The sequence below is a fragment of the Nocardia arthritidis genome (genome assembly GCF_011801145.1).
In the GTDB taxonomy this organism is placed as follows: domain Bacteria; phylum Actinomycetota; class Actinomycetes; order Mycobacteriales; family Mycobacteriaceae; genus Nocardia; species Nocardia arthritidis_A.
Map to the genome: position 1 here is coordinate 2,530,135 of NZ_CP046172.1, position 17,127 is coordinate 2,547,261.

Sequence of the window (17,127 nt, forward strand, 5' to 3'; positions counted from 1 at the left end):
TTCTCCTCGCCTACTCGCCTGGATCAGTAATGTACTATTGTACATGTTCATGTGTACACTATCGAGTGACGACTAGACAAGACCGAACGAAAGGTTGCGCGATGTACTGGGGATTCATGTTCGGTGCGATCGTTTTCGAGGTGTTCGGCACCACCTGTATGAAGCTGGCGGACGGCTTCACTCGACCCCTGCCATCGCTTGGAATGGCGGTCGGCTATCTGGGTGCCTTCGGTTTGCTGACGCTCGCGTTGAAACAGCTCCCTGTCGGCGTCGCGTATGCGACGTGGGCCGGTGTCGGCACCGGACTGGTCGCGGTGGTCGGCGTCACGCTGCTCGGCGAGTCGTGGTCGGCGCTGAAGGCGGCCGGTATCGCGCTGGTGATGATCGGCGTCGTCGTGCTCAACCTCAGCGGCGCGCACTGAACGATGGACCCGTTGATGTACGAATGTACGCAAGAGTCCGCGTTACGAGGAAGGTGCGCTCGAGTGGTATCCGAAGGCGGTCGCCTGCGCCGCAGGCGCGACCCGTCCCAGCGGCGATCGGAGATCATCGCCGCCGCAGAGCAGATCATCGCGACGAAAGGCGTTGGCGCCCTTACTCATCGCGCGGTGGCACAGCAGGCCGGACTCTCCCCGGGCTCGGCGACCTACTACTTCGAAACCATCGACGACCTGCTCGAGGCTGCTTTGACCAGCATCGTCGACCAGTTCACCGCATGGTTGGCCGAATGGGCAGACCGATACCGCGACGCCGACCGCGACCAACTCGTCGCGGGCCTGACCGACAGCGTCATGGAAAGCTTCGGCGAGGGCCGGGAAAATTCGATCGTCGAATACGAACTCACCGTCGCGGCGATGCGCAATCCGGCGCTGCGTCCCATCGCCGACCGCTGTGCCCAGGTAGGCGAGGCGACTCTCGCCGAGGTCACCGACCCGCACACCGCGAAAGCGCTCACCGCGGCTATGACCGGCCTGATTCTTATCGGATTGGCCGCCCCGCAGCCGCCGACCCGCGCCGAAATCGAATCCGTCATGAACGATCTCGTGCCCGACACCCGAAGTGGGACACCGTAGCTCGGTCGCCTGTCCCGAGCGCCTTCGGACGTGCCCTTTCGACCTCACGGTCGACGACTGTTGGTCGGCGAGCGACAGCGCCTTCGCCGCGGTGAGCTCGCATCCGACACGAAAGCCTTTGGCCATGAAGACGATTACCCCGACGATCAGCCCCGAACAACGCCGCGCGCTACTGGTGGCCCGGCAATTGCGCCGAGCCCGAACCGCCGTCGCCGTCACCGAATCGGTGCTGGCCCTGCATGCAACCGACCCCGCCACCGTCTATCTCTCGGTGGCCGCCCGCCTGGCCGACCCCGACCACGCGCGCATCGAAAACCAGCTCTACGACCGCACCCGGCTGCTGCGGATGACCGCCATGCGCGGCACCCTTTTCGTTGCTCCCACTGCCCTCGCACCCGTGCTGCACGCATCGCTCGGCCGCGAATACGCGCAAGCGCGAATGCGAATATTGGTGCGCCACTTGGAATCCGAAGGCATCGGGACCGACTGGATCACCGGCGCGACCAGTGCGCTACTCGATGCACTGACCGAACTCGGCACCGCGACCACCGCCGAACTCACCTCCGCCGTCGCCGGTTCGGACCGCACCTTCGCCACCACTACCCGCACCCGCAGCAGCCTGGCCTCCTGGCTGCTGTTCATCCTCGCCGCCGAAGGCCGTATCGTCCGCGCCGACCGCAAAGGCGCCTGGACCAATATCCAGCACACCTGGGCCATCGCCCCCGAATTCCCGCCGCTCCCAACCGAACAGGCCCGTGCCGAACTCGCCCGCCACTGGCTGCGCACCTTCGGCCCCGGCACCGCCGCCGACCTGAAATGGTGGACCGGCTGGAAGGTCACCGAGACCCGCAAGGCGCTCGCCGCCGTCGGCACCATCCCGGTAAACCTCGATGGCACAACAGGATTCGCACTCCCCGAACACCTCGACGAAATCCCGGAGCCCGAACCCGTCGCCGCCGTTCTCCCCGGCCTCGACCCAACCCCGATGGGCTGGCGCCACCGCGATTTCTACCTCGACCCCGCACACATCCCCGCCCTCTTCGACGGCCGCGGCAACATCGGCCCCACACTCTGGTGGCGCGGCCGCATCGTCGGCGGCTGGGCCCAACGCCGCGACGGCACGATCGCCTGGCACCTACTCACCGACCCGGGCCTCACCGCCCGCACCGCAATAGCCACCGAAATAGACCGCCTCACAACCTATCTCGGCCACCGCCGCTTCACCGTCGCCTACCGCAACCCCCTCGAACGCACCCTCAGCGCCTGACAAATCGCCCCCACCGTCGACATCGGTACCCGACGGCAGCCAGTCACGATCACTTCGCGTCGATACCCGGGCGAGGTCGGCATTCATTCCGACTCGCGGGAACTGTCCCACTCCGCTGCTACGCCGACGACCGATCGAGTTCGCGTGTCATCCAGATCGAGTCGCCACGAACAGGATCCGGGGTGACGCGTCCGCTGTCGTAGAAGTCGAGCTTCTCCAGCACACGGAACGAGGCGGTGTTCCATTCCCGCACCGTCGCCCACAACCGCTGTCGCCCCGTGCGTGCGGCTGCCTCGACGACGGCCCGGGCCGCCTCGGTGGCGTACCCGTGACCGTGAGCCCGCCGAGTGAGCTCGAACGCGATTTCCGGTTCGTCGTAGGACCCCTGGCCGACGATCAGTCCGCAATAGCCGATGAATTCGCCGTTGTCCCTGCGTTCGATAGGAAGCAGCCCGAGCCCATCCGCCGCGCCAGGAGGGTTGGCGAGCAACCGGCCGCGTACCTCCTCGACCGTCGGGCGCCCGGCCGCGTCGAAGCTGCGGACGGAGCGCACGTCCCGCTCTGTCCACAGCGCATGGTATGCCTCCGCATCCGATGGAAGCCATGCTCGCAACCGGAGCCGCTCGGTCAAAAGACTTGCCGGGAAGTCCGCGTAGGCTTTCATGATCCCAATCTACTTGACGCGCAACACAATCGGCATGATCGTGCGTTCGGCCGACGGCAGATGGCCTGGCCCCGTTGATCATCCGCGGCACCGCACCGGCCGGTTCGATCAGCGGTGCCGGACGTTCGGATGCAACGTCGTGAACGGCGGAACAATGTTGTTGTTTCGTAGAGCGCAACGGGTGTAGCGTCCTGGGCGTGCAGCGCGCTCAGTTCACCACGACGCCGGACGACGTCCCGGCGCGCTGAACCTTGTTCTGAACGAAGCCCCGGGCTGATGCCCGGGGTTTTTCCGTGTGGTCATCCGCCCTCGACTGGGAGGAGACCCACGTGTACGACCACCGAAAGCTCGGCCGGGAACTCGACTTGTTCGACACCGACCCGCTGATCGGGGCCGGATTGCCGTACTGGCTACCCGGCGGAGCCATCGTGCGTCACAGCCTCGAGGAATACATACGCACCGTGGAACGACAAGCGGGCTACCAGCACGTGTACTCACCGGTCCTCGGCAAACGCGAACTGTACGAAATCTCCGGGCACTGGTCGCATTACAGCGACGACATGTACCCGCCGATGGACATCGGTGGCGAGCAGGTGGTGCTGCGACCGAGCCTGTGTCCACATCATGCGGTGATGTACCGATCCCGCTCGCACAGCTACCGCGAGCTTCCGCTGCGGATGGCCGAGCTCGGCGCGATGTACCGATCCGAATTGTCCGGAGTGCTGGGCGGTTTGACCCGAGTGCGAGGTATCCAGCTCAACGACGCACACATCTTCTGCACCCTGGACCAGGTCGCCGACGAAGCGACCAACGCATTGGCGCTGATCGGCGACGCGTATCGGGCCATGGGGACAAGCGCCGCCCGCTACCGGCTGTCGCTGCCCGGCGCCAGCGGGAAATATGTTGCGGCACAGGATATGTGGCAGCGGGCGAGCAAGGTATTGAGCGAGGTGCTCGACCGGTCCGGGGTGGCCTACGAGGCAGTCGAGGGAGAGGCCGCGTTCTACGGCCCGAAGATCGACATTCAGGTGGCCGATCACGCGGGCCGTGAGTCCACCTTGTCCACCGTGCAGGTCGACTTCTATCAACCCGAACAATTCGACCTGCACTACATCGGCGCCGACGGCAGTAAGCATCGTCCGGTCATGGTGCACCGCAGCATCATCGGCAGCATCGAACGCGCGGTCGCCCACCTGGTCGAACACCACGGTGGCGCCTTCCCCGCCTGGCTGTCCCCGGTACAGGTCGCCGTGCTGCCGATATCCGAGGCCGAGGAACCCGCCGCACGCCGGCTTCGCGACCGCTGCCTCGGCGTCGGCCTGCGCGCCCACCTGATCGGCGCCGAATCCGGCAGCCTCGCCGCGCGCGTCCGAGAAACCCGGCTGGTGCCCTACCATTTCATCCTCGGCCCGACCGAGACCGCCAACGGCGCTGTGGCCCTGCGACTGCGAGACGGACGCCGCCTACCAGCCCAACCCATCGACAATGCAGTCACCCATATCCGCGCACTCGTCGAGGGACACAACACCCGCTTATGGACCGACTGACTCCTCTGTTCGGTCTCTAGAACTGACCTTCACCATCGGTGCAGAGGGTTGTGCATGCGACTGAGCCACAGCGGAATCCGAAGGAGTTACGCTTGCGTTGTGCGAGCAGCGATGCGGGTGGATCGCTCAGGGGCGGTCGAGATAGCTAAAGCCGCAATGGAATTCGGGTGGACGTGGACGCGGTCGGATCTTGCGAACTTCATCGTCCGCACCGAAGGAGGCGCAATGAACTACATCGGGACATTCATCGCGGTCGCGGATGATTGCAAAGTGGACTACGGGAAGGTGCCGGTGGCCCGCGGGCCGTCACGATCCGTCGCACAGATCCAATACGAGATGCTGTCCGAGCACCCGTACACGTATACGCAGGAAGATGTGTTGTTCGAGTCCTGGTTCGCCCGCCAGGACCTCGAGGTCAGTGAGGCGGAGAAGGCCGATATGCGCGAGCAGTTCTTCTCGAAGGACCAGCCGTGCCTGCGATCCTCACCCCTGACGCGCACGCACGGATGGGGTTTGGTATTCGACGAGCAGGGCCGTATTGCCCTGTGCCCCAAGGGTTCACCGGAATATGACAAGTTCGTTCGGTCCAAGGACCTCGAGGTCATCAAGGCGCTGCGGTCCAAGCGAGCGTGATTCCGGTGGAGCACGCCGGTCTGGCCCAGCGGCGATATTCCACAGCAGTTTCATCTCGATTTCGAAGTGCAGGATCTCTCGGTCGCTGAGAAGGAATTGCTCGCGGCGGGTGCCGTCATATCCCTTTCCGCGTCGCAGGGTCGGCCCGGGATCGGTACGCCACCTGGCGCTGTCGACTCGGACCATGACGGCCACCGAGGCGGGTCAGCGGCACGGTCACCGCTAGCACGCAGGGATCCACGAGGGGATCGTCATCCCAGAACTCCATATGCTGTGCCGCATAGGCGATCACGTCGGATGGGTGGTGAAAGGCCATGCTGCCCGACTCCGAGAGTTCGGCGGGCAGACCGATGGACAAGCTCGGATCGCCCTAGCGACGATGTCGCTGTGTGCGCGCTCAGCCGTCGGCGAGCAGGATCAGCCGGCGCGCCGGGCGAAAGGGCGGACGGCCCTGTCGAAGGTCCAGTCGCGGCCGCCTCTGATACAGCTCTGGGCGCGGCCGTTGCGTTTCGCCGCCAGCAGCGCCGCGTCCGCGGCCAGCAGCAGGTCCTCGAGTCCGGTGCCGGTGCGGTAGGTGGCCAGCCCGACGGATGCCGAGAGGCCGGTCAGGATGATCTCGCCCTGGCGGGCGCTGAGCGTGGGTAGTCGCGCGGCGTTCAGCTCGAGGTTGAGGCGGCGGGCCACCTCGCGCGCGTCGTCGGCGTCGGTGTCCGGCATCAGCACCAGGAATTCGTCGCCGCCGTAGCGGGCGACCAGGTCGGTGTGCCGGGTGACCGCACGCAGGATGCCCGCGACCTGGCGCAGGGCGTCGTCCCCGGCAAGATGGCCGTGTTCGTCGTTGATGATCTTGAAACGGTCGAGGTCGGCGATGAGCAGGGTGACGGGTTCGCGGCGGGCGGCGCCGTCGGCCAGCACCAGATCGGCGTGGTGGTGCCAGGCGCCGCGGTCGAGCAGACCGGTCAACCAGTCCCGGCCCAGGTGATCGAGCGGACGACCACAGGTCGGACAGAGTGGAGGGTCGGTGTGGGCACACCGTTCGCGATAATCGGCCTTTGCGTGACGTGCGCGACGGCTGCGGAGCAGACCAGTGAACACGTTGTTCCCCCTTTCCGATATGTGAAATGTGACCCACCGTTGACAGACCGTAGGTATCTCCAGGGCGACCGTCCATGTGCGGACTGCATAGCCGACCGGTGTGGATCGAGCGGCTGGCACATTCGGTCACTCGATCCGGGCGTGCTGCACATTTCGGTCAGGCCGGTTGTGCGGATCGCACATGGGGTGTTTGTCCGGCTCTCGGTACTATGCGAATCCCATTACGCTACAGCGGAATTCAGAGGGGGAACGTCGATGGCCGCCCGGCTTGGGCACGACGACTACGCGCTGACCCGTGTCCCGCAACGGGCGCGCTATCCCTGGCTGTCGGTGGCTACGCAGCGATTCGGCCAGATCTCCGGGCTCAGTCAGTTCCTACTGGGCGCGACGCTGGGTTTCGGTCTGCCGTTCGCGCAGGCATTTCTGGCGTTCACCCTGGGCGCCGTGCTGCTCGAGCTGGTGGTCATCGGGGTCGGCATTATCGGTCAGCGCGAAGGACTTTCGACATCGGTGCTCAGCCGCTGGACCGGATTCGGCCAGGGCGGCGCGGCGGTGGTCGGGCTGGTCATCGGGCTGAGCGCGGTCGGCTGGTTCGGTGTGCAATCGCAGCTGGCGGGCAGCAGTCTGGAGAAGATTCTCGGGCTGCTGCCGGTGTGGGGCTGGTCGCTGCTGTTCGGCCTGCTGGTCACCGTGATCGTGACCTACGGATTCCGGTGGATGGCCTGGACGGCCTACATCACCGTGCCCGCCTTCTTCATCCTGGCGACCGTGTCGGTGGTGATCGAACTGCGCCGCCACGATCTGGGGCACCTGCTGACCGCCCCCGCGCCCGGCCCGCATCTGAGCCTGGTGCAGGCCGTCACGCTGGTCGCGGGCCAGTTCATGGTCGGCGCGGTGATCTCCCCGGATATGACCCGCTTCAACCGCACGCCCGCCGACGTGGTCAAGCAGACGATCGTCGGAATCACGCTGGGTGAGTGGGTGATCGGATCGGTGGGTGTGCTGCTCGCCCATGCGCTGCAGAGCAAGAACATCGTCGTGATCGTCACCTCGTCGGTCGGCTGGGTCGGCGTGTTGGTGATCGTCGCCGCAGCCATCAAGGTCAACGACTGGAACCTCTATGTGTCCTCGCTCGGCGTGACCAATCTCGTGGAGGCGGTATCGGGTCGCCGGGTCGACCGGGCGTGGGTGTCGATCACGCTCGGAATAGCAGGCAGTGTGCTCGGTGCGGCCGGAATCCTTTCGCACTACACCGATTTCCTCAATCTGCTCGCGGTGGCCTTCCCGCCGATACCGGCGATCATGATCGCCGAATACTTCGTTGTGCGCCGCTGGCGATCGCAACTCGCCTCGTCGGACACCACTTTGCCGATGAGCTCGCCCATGTGGGTGCCCGCAACGCTCGTGATCTGGCTGCTGGCTTCACTTTTCGGCAAGTACGTGAAATTCGGCCTGCCCAGCGTCAACGCTCTGGTTGCTGCCTTCGTGCTCTACCTCGTCGCGGACCGGATCGGGCTGCTGCGCGGGTTCGGATCCCACGATACGGAACCGGCCGCAGTCAAATCGGCTCTGCGGCAGTCGATTTGACTTGGCGATTAACCAGAACGAAGCGCCCGGTTACCGTAGGGTGATCGCATGCGCATTGGCATCGATGTCGGTGGCACGAACACCGATGCGGTCCTCATGGACGGCGCGCGGGTAGTTTCCGCAATCAAGACGCCGACCACCGAGGACGTCACGTCCGGAATCGTCACGGCGCTCGCCGATCTCGCCGCGAGCTCCGGCGTGCACCCCGCGCACGTGCGGGCGGTCATGATCGGTACCACGCATTTCATCAACGCGCTCGTCGAGGCGAACCGGCTCGCGCCCACGGCGGCGCTGCGCCTGGGCCTGCCCGCGACGGCCGCACTGCCGCCCATGGTCGACTGGCCGGAGTCGCTGGTGCGGGCTGTCGCGGGTCGGCCGTACCTGTGCCACGGCGGTTTCGAGTACGACGGTCAGCTGATCTCGGACCTGGACGAGGACGAGATCCGGGCGGCCGCGCACGACATGCTCGACCACGGTGTGCGCAGCGTCGCGATCTCCTCGGTGTTCTCGCCGGTCAGCGCGGAGCACGAAATGCGGGCGGCGCAGATCGTCGCGGCCGAGGCGCCCGAGATGTCCATCAGCCTGTCCCACGAGATCGGCAGGCTCGGCCTGCTGCAGCGGGAGAACGCCACGATCATCAATGCCGCGCTCGGTGAGATGGCCGCGCAGATCGTGGACGGGCTGATCGATGCGGTGCGCGGCGCGGGCATCGGCGCGCCGCTGTACCTCAGCCAGAACGACGGCACGCTGATGGAAATCCATTACGCCAGACAGTATCCCGTCGCGACCTTCGCCTCCGGTCCGACCAATTCGATGCGCGGCGCGGCGTTCCTGTCGGGGCTCGGTGACTGCGTCGTCGTCGATGTCGGCGGCACCACGACCGACGTCGGCGTGCTGCGCCGGGGTTTCCCGCGGGAGGCGGCGACGGAAGTGATCGTCGCCGGTGTCCGCACGAATTTCCGTATGCCGGACGTGATTTCGATCGGGCTCGGCGGCGGTTCGCTGGTGCGCGAATCCGCCTCGGACGGAATCGATGTCGGGCCGGACAGCGTCGGCTATCGGCTCACCGGCCAGGCCATGGTGTTCGGGGGCGATATCCTCACCGCGACCGATATCGGCGTTGCCGCAGGCATTCTCGATATCGGCGATCGGAGCCGGGTCCGGCAGTTGTCCGACGACTTCGTCAAGCGGGCGCTCGACGCGGTCGAGGCGAAGATCAGCCAGGTGATCGACCGGATGCGCACCTCGCGTGAACTGCTGCCGGTGGTTGTCGTGGGCGGCGGCGAATTCCTGGTGCCGGATCAGCTCAGCGGCGTCGGAAGTGTGCACCGCACAGAGCATTTCGCGGTCGCCAACGCGATCGGCGCGGCGATCGCGCAGATCGGCGGCGAAGTGGACCGCATCTACTCGGTGGAGCCCGGACGGCGCGATGCCGTGCTGGACGCCGCCAAACAGGAGGCCGTCGATCGCGCGATCGCCGGTGGCGCCGATCCGGATCACGTCGACATCGTCGACGTGGACGAAGTCCCGATCGCCTACCTGCCCGGAAACGCCACGCGCGTGCGGGTCAAGGCGGTCGGCGATCTGCTGTTGGCGAGCCGCCATGGGGCGTGAGCTGCGTGTGGAGGATCTGCCGGACCTCGCCCGGGGCGCCGCGCTACTCGGCACCGGCGGCGGGGGCGATCCCTACCTGGGCTGGATGATGGTGCGGGAGGAGTACCGGCGCGGGCGCACCGTCGAATTGGTCGACCCGGAGGAGATCGCGGGTGACACGCTGGTGATTCCGACCGCGGGCATGGGCGCGCCGACCGTGCGGATCGAGAAGCTGCCGCGCGGCACCGAGGCGGCCGCGGCCCTGCGCGCACTGGAGCGCCACCTCGGCCGGCGCGCCGACGCCACCATGCCGCTCGAGTCCGGCGGCTCCAATTCGATGGTTCCGCTGCTGGTCGGCGCGCAGCTCGGGCTGCCGGTGGTGGACGCGGACGGTATGGGCCGGGCCTTTCCGGAATTGCAGATGGTGACGTTCGCCGTGTACGGAATTCCCGGTTCCCCCATGGCATTCAGCGGTGCGCACGACGAACACGGCATCATCGACACCGGCGCCGACAATCGCAGGCTCGAGCGGCTCGCGCGCGCCGTCACGGTGCGGATGGGCGGTACGGCCAATATCGCGCACTATTCGATGAGCGGTGCGCAGGTGCGGCGCACCGCGATCCGCAACACCCTCACCCTGGCCCTGCGGGTCGGCCGCTGCCTGCGCGAGAGTCGCGACCGGCATCGAGATCCGTTGCAGGAGTTGACGGCACTGTTCAAGGAGACCGACTATGGTTATGCCGCGCCGGTTTTCACCGGTCGCATCATCGATGTGGAGCGCGCGACCGTCGGGGGATTCGCCCGAGGTAAGGCGCTGATCAAGTCGTTCGGCGGTGATTCGGTGCTGGAGTTGACTTTTCAGAACGAGCACCTTCTCGCCCGCATCGATGGCCGCGTGAGAGTTGTTGTGCCAGACCTCATTACGGTGCTCAATGCGGAGACCGCGGAGCCGATCACGACCGAGGCGCTGCGCTTCGGCCAGCGGGTGACGATCTACGCGATCTCCGCGCCGCCGATCATGCGTACACCCGCCGCGCTGGCCGTATTCGGCCCGCGCGCATTCGGATTCGAGCTCGACTTCCGATCGGTCGAGGAACTGACGTGATCACCGGCAAGCTCGGTCCCGACGATGTGGACGCATTGCAGCGCGGGGCGAGCCTGCTCGGCTCCGGCGGCGGAGGCGATTCCCACCTGAGCGCGCTGTGGTTGAGCACCGAACTCGCTTCCGGGGCCGAGGCCAGGTTGATCGGCATCGACGAACTCGATCAGGGCTGGGTCCTCGTGCTGTGCGCATTCGGGTCGACCGCGTCGGTGGCCATCGAAAAGCTGCCCGCCGGAGACGAATTGCGCCGCTGCGTCAGCACCGCTGAGCGGCAACTCGGTGTCGCGGTGGACGCCATCGGCGTGGTCGAGATCGGCGGTAGCAACGCGCTGGTTCCGTTCATCGCCGCCGCGCAAACCGGTAAGCCGGTGGTCGACGGCGATCTGATGGGCCGGGCGTTTTCCCGGCTCGACCAAACCGTATTCACCGCAGCCGAACTCACCGGTGCGTGGGTGAGTGCCGAGGCGCACGGCGCGGCCGTCATCGTCGACGGGGTGGACGCCCGGACCGCTGAGCGGGTCATGCGCGGTGCGCTCACCGGGTTGGGCGGTTGGGCGGTGCTGGCCTATCCGCCGATACCCGCGCAGATATACCGGAATGTTGCGCTGCCGGGCACAGTGGCCGAGGTCATCAGGCTCGGCCGTCGGCACCAGGAAGGCGAGGCCGCGGGGGACGACGGAAAGGCGTTGGCGGAGCGGCTCGGCGGCAATTTCCTGGGCCAGGGCACTGTGCTCGAGGTCTACCGTTACGAGGGGCGCGCCTTTGCCAGCGGCAGCGTCGCGGTGCAGACCGTTGACGAGCATGTGCTCACTCACACTCTCGGCTCCGCCTCCGATCATCCCCCTGTGCTGCGCGTCGAAATGCAGAACGAATACTCGATGGTCCTGCGGGACGGCGAGGTGGTCGTGACCACTCCGGACGTGATCTGCGTGCTCGACGCGCACACGCTGCGCCCGATCCAGACCGGGCAGGTGCGGCGCGGGCACGAGGTGGCGGTGCTGACCCTGCCGGTGCCCGATCGGCTCTGGCAACAAGACATTTTGGCTCGCATCGGACCACGCGCCCACGGCGTCGACGTGGATCCGGTTCGGGCGCAGGTGAGCCCACCCAGGAGGCCTACACGGTGAAGACAACGCCCGGCCCAGTATCGCTGGTACAACTCGTGGCCCATCCGGAACTCGCAGCCGCGCGCGTTGTCGGCGGCCCCGTCACCGATACCGTGGTGCGCCGGGTGAACGTGCGCGCGGGCGTCGATGCCGCCGGGCTCGGCGTCGGCGACCTGATCGTGGTCACCGGGCTCGGCGATTCGACAGGGTGGCAGGTCGAGGCCGGTATCCGCCGGTGCGCGCTGGCCGGTGTCGCCGGTCTGGTGCTGCCGGGCGGGCCGCACGGTCCGCTCGCCACCAGCGTGCTGCTCGCGGAGCGGCTCGGCCTGCCGCTCATCCTGCTGCCCGAGCAGGCCGGTGCGCACGACGTGGCTTTGCGTCTGGCGCAACTGGTTTCGACGCCCGAGGTGGTGCGGGCCGAGCACATACTGCGCTTCCTGCGCCGGATCCACGGGCGGGCCGACAGCCTGAGCTCGGTGATCAAGGCCGCGTCGGAGGTGCTGCGCGCCCCGGTCAGCGCGCTGAGCCCGGATGGTGAACTCGTGCACGGCGACCATGCGCCCGCGCAGTTCCGGCGCGATCTCACGCTGCCACAGGTCGTCGTAGAGGATGCGATCACCTATGTGCTGCACCCTGTCAGCACAGGTTCGGCGCCGCTGTGGACGACCGCGGCGCTGTCGCGGCCCGCGCAGGCGATGGTCGAGATCGCGCAGGCGGTGCTGGCCACCGCAGAACCGTGGGTGCTGGCGTGGCTGGCCACCCAGCGCCTCGACGCCGAGCGCGATGCCCGCGCCCGCACCACACTGCTGGCCGACCTGCTGCGCTTGCGCGAGGACGCGGGCCCGGTGCCCAGACACCGCGCCGCGATCCTGGGTTGGCGACTCGACGGCTGGCACACCGGTATCTACCTGCGCCGCCTCAACGAATCCCCGCACGACAACCTCGCCGACCGCGATGAGATGCTGCGCGCGCTCGACGACAACGAAATCAGCGGCCCCCTCGTCGAACAGTTCGACGGCTGGGTCGCCTGGCATACCACCAAGGACGAACCGTCACCCCAGACCGTCAACGGACTGCTCACCGCGGTGCGCCGGGCCCTGCTCCGCCTCGGCTCCCGCATCGAGATCGCCGCCGGTGTCGGCCGCAGCCACCCCGGCATCGGCGGCCTCGGCCGCACCGTCGACGAGGCCCGCGAGGCCGCCCTCTCCATCGATCCCACCACCCCGGATCTCGTCCAGGACACCGGAACTCGCGTCGCCCACATCGACACCCTCGGTGTCGGCCGCCTGGTCCGCGCCTGGACCCGCTCCCGCCCCGCCCGTGCCCTGGCCAACACCCTGCTCGCCCCCCTCGTCGACCAGGAACTCCTCCTCACCACCCTCGACGTCTACCTGGAACACGAGTCCTCGGTAGTAGCCACCGCCAGCGCCCTCGGCCTGCACCGCAACACCGTCGCCGACCGCATCACCCGCACCCAGCGCCTCCTCGGCGTCAACCTCCGCGACCCCGACGACCGCCTGGCCGTCGAGTTAGCCTGCCGCACTTTGCGTCCCAACGTCCGCAAAACCCAACAACCATCGGCCGTTTGAGCCCGCCGCGTTGAGCCGGTTTGCGGGAGACGCCGCCGCCGTGTGGAAATGCCTGTGGCGGTGTCGATTTCGTCGATCAGACGGTAGGAACCCGCCCGCGATCCGCCCAGGCGATGCCCCGGCGCTCGTAGGCGAAGAGGGTTTCGACGGTGTGGGCGACCTGGGGGCCGAGTTCGCGCTCGATCAGGTGCAGGGCCGCGTCGAGGCCGGAGGTGACGCCCGCGCCGCTGATCAGATCGCCGTCGTCGACCACCCGGGCGTCGATCCGGCGCGCGCCGGTGCTGTCCAGCAGCTCATTTCCGATGTGGTGGGTGGTCACCGGTCTGCCGTCGATCAGGCCCGCCATCGCCGGGATCAGCGAGCCGCCGCAGATCGTCATGACCAGCGTCTCCGGGCGGTCGAGCGCCGCCTTGATCAGGGCGGGCAGCTGGGTGCCGAGGGTACTGCCGAGAATTCCGGGGATCGTGCCCGCCAGTTCCTCCTCGGTGGTCTCCGCGCCGGTCGGCAGCGTGCCGCCCGCGCCGGGCACCAGGACCAGATCCGCGACGGCGGGGTCGAGGGCCGCGGTGGCCCGCAGGCTCAGGCCAGGAACTCCGCTCGGCACGTCGCGCGCCCCCTCCGCGGTGACCAATTCGAAGGCGAAGCGAACATCGTCCTCGGTGACCATGGCGGCGGTGTACAGCACCTCCAGGGGCGCGATGACATCCAGTGGGTCGAAGCCGTCGAACAGAACGAATTGGGCGCGCATCGGGTGCTGCTCCTTCTTTGCGAATGACGTTGCGGTGCAACGCTAAGTCGATTGGGCGCGGCCGGACATCGGCGAAATCGACAATGTCCAACGGGTTCTCGCCAACTGGTCCAACGCGTGATTTTCGCCACTGACCTGTGTCGTTGGGGTTGGCGGGAATTCGTTTATCGTGGCCGAATGCACACGGTGGCGATCCTGGTGATCGATCATGTCGTACCGGCCGATATGGCAACTCCGATCGAGGCATTCGGGCGAGTGCGGCTCGGCGACGGGCGGCGGCCGTACCGGGTCCAAGTCTGTGCGCCGGTCGAGCGGGTGCTCACCGAATCTTTCGAAATCATTGCGCCCCATCGGCTCGACGCACTGGCCGCGGCCGACACGATCATCGTGCCCGGCTGCTCGGAGCGAGCCGAGCCGCCACCTGATGAGGTTCTCGACGCACTGCGCGTCGCGGCGGCCGCGGGCACCAGGATCGCCTCGATCTGCACCGGCGCGTTCATCCTCGGCGCGGCCGGATTGCTGGATGGGCTGCGGGCCACCACGCACTGGATCGCCGCCGACGCCTTCACCCGGATGTTTCCGCGGGTCGACCTGCATGCCGAGGTCCTGTACGTGGACAACGGCCAGATCCTCACCTCCGCGGGTGCGTCGGCGGGCCTCGATCTGTGCCTGCACCTCATCCGCCGGGATTTCGGTTCGGCCGTCGCGGCCGACGCCGCCCGACTGTCGGTTGTGCCGCTGGAACGCGAAGGGGGACAGGCACAATTCATCCTCACCCCCTTCCCGGCCGCGCCGCGTGGCTTACTACTCGACCCGGTGCTGAGCTGGATCGAGGACAACCTGTCCCGCGACCTGACGCTGGCCGACCTGGCCGGGCAGAGCGGCATGAGCGAGCGCACCTTCAGCCGGCGGTTCCGCGAGCAGATCGGCACCACACCCCTGCAGTGGCTGCTGCGCGCCCGCGTCCGCCGCGCCCAATTCCTCCTCGAAACCACCGATCACGGCGTGGAACGCATTGCCGCCCAAGCCGGTTTCGGCTCCCCGACGGCCTTCCGCGAACGCTTCAAACGCGTCGTCGGCGTATCACCCCACTCCTACCGCTCCGCCTTCCGCGCGACCGCGCACTGATTCGCCCGCGCAGATCATGCGCAGCGACAGCGCGCCCGTTCGGGAGACTCCGTCACGGCTGGGAGTCTCCCGGCGACTCGGATGCCAGCAGCCCGCGCTCGGCGAAAACCCTGCGGGCGATCATGACCGCTGTCTGCACAGGCGGGAATCCCGCATACGGCAGCACCTGCACCAGGGCCTCGACGATTTCCGTAGGCGTCAGGCCGACATTCAATGCCGAATGCAGATGGATCTCCACCTCGGCGTCCCGTCCCAACGCGGTCAACGCGCCGAGGATGACCAGTTCCCGGCGACTCGGATCCAGCTCCGGGCGACTGTAGATATCCCCGTAGGCGAACTCGACGATGTACCGGCCCAGATTCGGCGCCACATCCGAGAAGGCAGCGAGCAGGCGCTCGGTTTCGACATCGTTGACCTGCTTCAGTATTCGCGCACCGCGATCGAAGCGGACCGCGCTCTCCTCGGATTCGTCGACATAGGACCGGTATTCACTCACGTGCATTCCTCCTCAACTGTTCGACGGCACGCCCGCACCGGCCAGGTCCGCGGGCAGCGTGCGGGTCCGTGTCGCGGATTCGCCTCCGGTGTACAGCATGCCGACGAATTCGGTCGCGCCCGACTCGACGATCTCACGAATTCGTGCCCTCACCTGCTCCTCCGTGCCGACGACCACCAGATCACCAGGCCCGGCAACGGCTTCGCGGTCCATCATGGCGCGGTAGTTCGGCAGGGTGCCGTAGAACTCGAATGCCCTGGCCGCGGCGAGCGCGGTCAGCGCATCCATCCCGAACATGTGTGGCAGCCAGGCCGATTCGACACCGCAGGCCCGGGTATGGCCAGGCTCCCCGAACCCCCGCGTCGCTATGCTCGATCCCGACCGCCGAGCACACCGACGCCGGCGGATCCGGAATCGAACGCGGAGTGGATTCGGTCGACGATGAACAACACGGCAGCGGAGGTCTTCGACGCGTGCGGTGGGTTCTCGCTGGATTCCACCGTCCCCGGAGCGGGATCGCGTGGTTTCGACGTGTTCCGGCACGGGTGGCGGACGCAGGTCGGCGACGGGTTCCGCTACCGACCTTCAGTGCCGTCACGACCGGCGATTTCCGGGTCAGAAGCCGCGTGGCGAAGGTGCTCGACGCGGCGATCACCGACCTCGACAGCGCGAGCGTCATTCGCACGGGTGGCACTCCGCTCGGCTATGACGATCAGGTGCGCATCTACGTGGTGCGGCGTGGCGTCTGGATGCTGGGCGGCTCACCCCATCGCGCCGAATACACGGTGACCGCCGGGCAGTTTCTGCTGCGGCACGGACCGCCATTGCACTTCGGGGCGGCGCCGGACACCACGGTGCAGATTCTCACGCTGCCCTCCGCGATGCTCGAGCCGCGGCTGCGAAACCGCAGCATGACCGAATCGGCGGTCTCGGCCGAAATGCGCCTGCTCGCGGCGCATACGAACATGATTCACAGCACCGTGGCCGAGCTCGGCCCGGTCGGTGTGTACGCGGCGCACGGCGCGCTGATCGAGCTGGCCAAGGCGGTGGTGGTGGGTCGGTTCGACGATAGGGAGCCCGGACTGCGGCCCGCGCTCGTCCAGGCGGCGAAGATGCTGGCGGACCGCCACCTCACCGACCCCGAACTGGGCCCGGCAATGCTGGCCCGTGAGCTTCATATCTCCGCGCGAACGCTGCAACGAGCGTTCACCGCGGCGGGTGAGTCGGTGACGACCTATATTCGCAACCGCCGCTTGGAACAGGCTCGGCAGGACCTGACCGCCTCGCGCCGGCGGCCGACGGTCTCCGAAATCGCCGCGCACTGGCAATTCTCCGACAGCAGTCACTTCATTCGCGCCTTCAAGAAGCGCTACGGCCAGACACCCGTCGAGTTCGCCCGCTCGAACGATCCCGGCCGGGCTCGTGGCGCGGACGTTCAACCGGAGTGACGCGATCGTTCACGCGTGCGCCGGAACAGCCTTCCTGGATTTGATAGCGAA

General features: G+C 67.2%; 17 protein-coding genes. 12 read left to right on the forward strand and 5 right to left on the reverse strand.

Annotated elements, in window-relative coordinates; translation table 11 throughout:
• The first annotated feature begins 101 nt into the window (after window positions 1-101).
• The 3 genes from F5544_RS11175 (at window position 102) to F5544_RS11185 (ending at window position 2,340) form a co-directional block, all read left to right on the forward strand.
• Window positions 102-422 carry a DMT family transporter gene (locus F5544_RS11175; protein ID WP_167473123.1) on the forward strand — a complete coding sequence of 107 codons (321 nt, stop codon included), beginning with the start codon at window positions 102-104 and terminating at the stop codon, window positions 420-422.
• Between the two features lie 63 nt (window positions 423-485).
• Window positions 486-1,073 carry a TetR/AcrR family transcriptional regulator gene (locus F5544_RS11180; protein ID WP_167473124.1) on the forward strand — a complete coding sequence of 196 codons (588 nt, stop codon included), beginning with the start codon at window positions 486-488 and terminating at the stop codon, window positions 1,071-1,073.
• A 124-nt stretch (window positions 1,074-1,197) separates the two neighbouring features.
• Window positions 1,198-2,340, forward strand: a complete 1,143-nt coding sequence (locus F5544_RS11185) for a winged helix DNA-binding domain-containing protein (protein WP_167473125.1) — start codon at window positions 1,198-1,200, stop codon at window positions 2,338-2,340.
• Window positions 2,341-2,458: 118 nt separating this feature from the next.
• Here the strand turns inward: F5544_RS11185 and F5544_RS11190 are convergent, their stop codons facing one another.
• Window positions 2,459-3,004: a GNAT family N-acetyltransferase gene (locus tag F5544_RS11190; RefSeq protein ID WP_167473126.1), complete on the reverse strand. Its 546-nt coding sequence runs from the start codon at window positions 3,002-3,004 to the stop codon at window positions 2,459-2,461.
• 293 nt (window positions 3,005-3,297) lie between these two features.
• On the opposite strand from F5544_RS11190, the gene thrS reads away from it, so the two are divergent.
• Together thrS and F5544_RS11200 are read left to right on the forward strand one after the other, a co-directional pair.
• Window positions 3,298-4,551: a threonine--tRNA ligase gene (gene thrS / locus F5544_RS11195; protein WP_238847191.1), complete on the forward strand. Its 1,254-nt coding sequence runs from the start codon at window positions 3,298-3,300 to the stop codon at window positions 4,549-4,551.
• A gap of 225 nt (window positions 4,552-4,776) precedes the next feature.
• On the forward strand, window positions 4,777-5,184 hold the full coding sequence (locus F5544_RS11200) for a DUF6157 family protein (RefSeq protein ID WP_167473127.1): 408 nt from the start codon (window positions 4,777-4,779) through the stop codon (window positions 5,182-5,184).
• A gap of 417 nt (window positions 5,185-5,601) precedes the next feature.
• Here F5544_RS11200 and F5544_RS11205 read toward each other — a convergent pair whose 3' ends face one another.
• Window positions 5,602-6,147, reverse strand: coding sequence for a GGDEF domain-containing protein (locus F5544_RS11205; RefSeq protein ID WP_167473128.1), 546 nt, complete (start codon window positions 6,145-6,147; stop codon window positions 5,602-5,604).
• A 387-nt stretch (window positions 6,148-6,534) separates the two neighbouring features.
• On the opposite strand from F5544_RS11205, the gene F5544_RS11210 reads away from it, so the two are divergent.
• Genes F5544_RS11210 through F5544_RS11230 form a run of 5 tightly spaced genes read left to right on the forward strand, consistent with a single transcriptional unit; the run spans window position 6,535 to window position 13,256 of the window.
• Entirely contained in the window at window positions 6,535-7,866 is a 1,332-nt protein-coding gene (locus tag F5544_RS11210) for a purine-cytosine permease family protein (RefSeq protein ID WP_167473129.1), read from the forward strand.
• Window positions 7,867-7,914: 48 nt separating this feature from the next.
• Window positions 7,915-9,480 carry a hydantoinase/oxoprolinase N-terminal domain-containing protein gene (locus tag F5544_RS11215; RefSeq protein ID WP_167473130.1) on the forward strand — a complete coding sequence of 522 codons (1,566 nt, stop codon included), beginning with the start codon at window positions 7,915-7,917 and terminating at the stop codon, window positions 9,478-9,480.
• Window positions 9,470-10,564 carry a DUF917 domain-containing protein gene (locus F5544_RS11220; protein WP_167473131.1) on the forward strand — a complete coding sequence of 365 codons (1,095 nt, stop codon included), beginning with the start codon at window positions 9,470-9,472 and terminating at the stop codon, window positions 10,562-10,564. Before F5544_RS11215 ends, F5544_RS11220 begins: the two co-directional genes overlap by 11 nt.
• Window positions 10,561-11,688, forward strand: a complete 1,128-nt coding sequence (locus F5544_RS11225) for a DUF917 domain-containing protein (protein ID WP_167473132.1) — start codon at window positions 10,561-10,563, stop codon at window positions 11,686-11,688. Before F5544_RS11220 ends, F5544_RS11225 begins: the two co-directional genes overlap by 4 nt.
• Complete coding sequence (locus F5544_RS11230; RefSeq protein WP_167473133.1) at window positions 11,685-13,256, forward strand: helix-turn-helix domain-containing protein; 1,572 nt, start codon at window positions 11,685-11,687, stop codon at window positions 13,254-13,256. Before F5544_RS11225 ends, F5544_RS11230 begins: the two co-directional genes overlap by 4 nt.
• 76 nt (window positions 13,257-13,332) lie before the next feature.
• Here F5544_RS11230 and F5544_RS11235 read toward each other — a convergent pair whose 3' ends face one another.
• Entirely contained in the window at window positions 13,333-14,004 is a 672-nt protein-coding gene (locus F5544_RS11235; protein WP_167473134.1) for a DJ-1/PfpI family protein, read from the reverse strand.
• 177 nt (window positions 14,005-14,181) lie between these two features.
• On the opposite strand from F5544_RS11235, the gene F5544_RS11240 reads away from it, so the two are divergent.
• A complete protein-coding gene (locus F5544_RS11240) occupies window positions 14,182-15,132 on the forward strand; it encodes a GlxA family transcriptional regulator (protein ID WP_167473135.1) in 951 nt (316 codons plus the stop codon).
• A gap of 52 nt (window positions 15,133-15,184) precedes the next feature.
• Here the strand turns inward: F5544_RS11240 and F5544_RS11245 are convergent, their stop codons facing one another.
• Together F5544_RS11245 and F5544_RS11250 are read right to left on the reverse strand one after the other, a co-directional pair.
• Window positions 15,185-15,628 carry a carboxymuconolactone decarboxylase family protein gene (locus F5544_RS11245; RefSeq protein WP_203217537.1) on the reverse strand — a complete coding sequence of 148 codons (444 nt, stop codon included), beginning with the start codon at window positions 15,626-15,628 and terminating at the stop codon, window positions 15,185-15,187.
• A gap of 12 nt (window positions 15,629-15,640) precedes the next feature.
• The gene (locus F5544_RS11250) at window positions 15,641-15,925 is read right to left on the reverse strand and encodes a hypothetical protein (protein ID WP_167473137.1); all 285 of its coding nucleotides are present in this window, start codon (window positions 15,923-15,925) and stop codon (window positions 15,641-15,643) included.
• 329 nt (window positions 15,926-16,254) lie between these two features.
• Between F5544_RS11250 and F5544_RS11255 the strand changes: the two genes are divergently transcribed.
• Complete coding sequence (locus F5544_RS11255) at window positions 16,255-17,076, forward strand: helix-turn-helix domain-containing protein (RefSeq protein WP_203217538.1); 822 nt, start codon at window positions 16,255-16,257, stop codon at window positions 17,074-17,076.
• The last annotated feature ends 51 nt before the right edge of the window (window positions 17,077-17,127 follow it).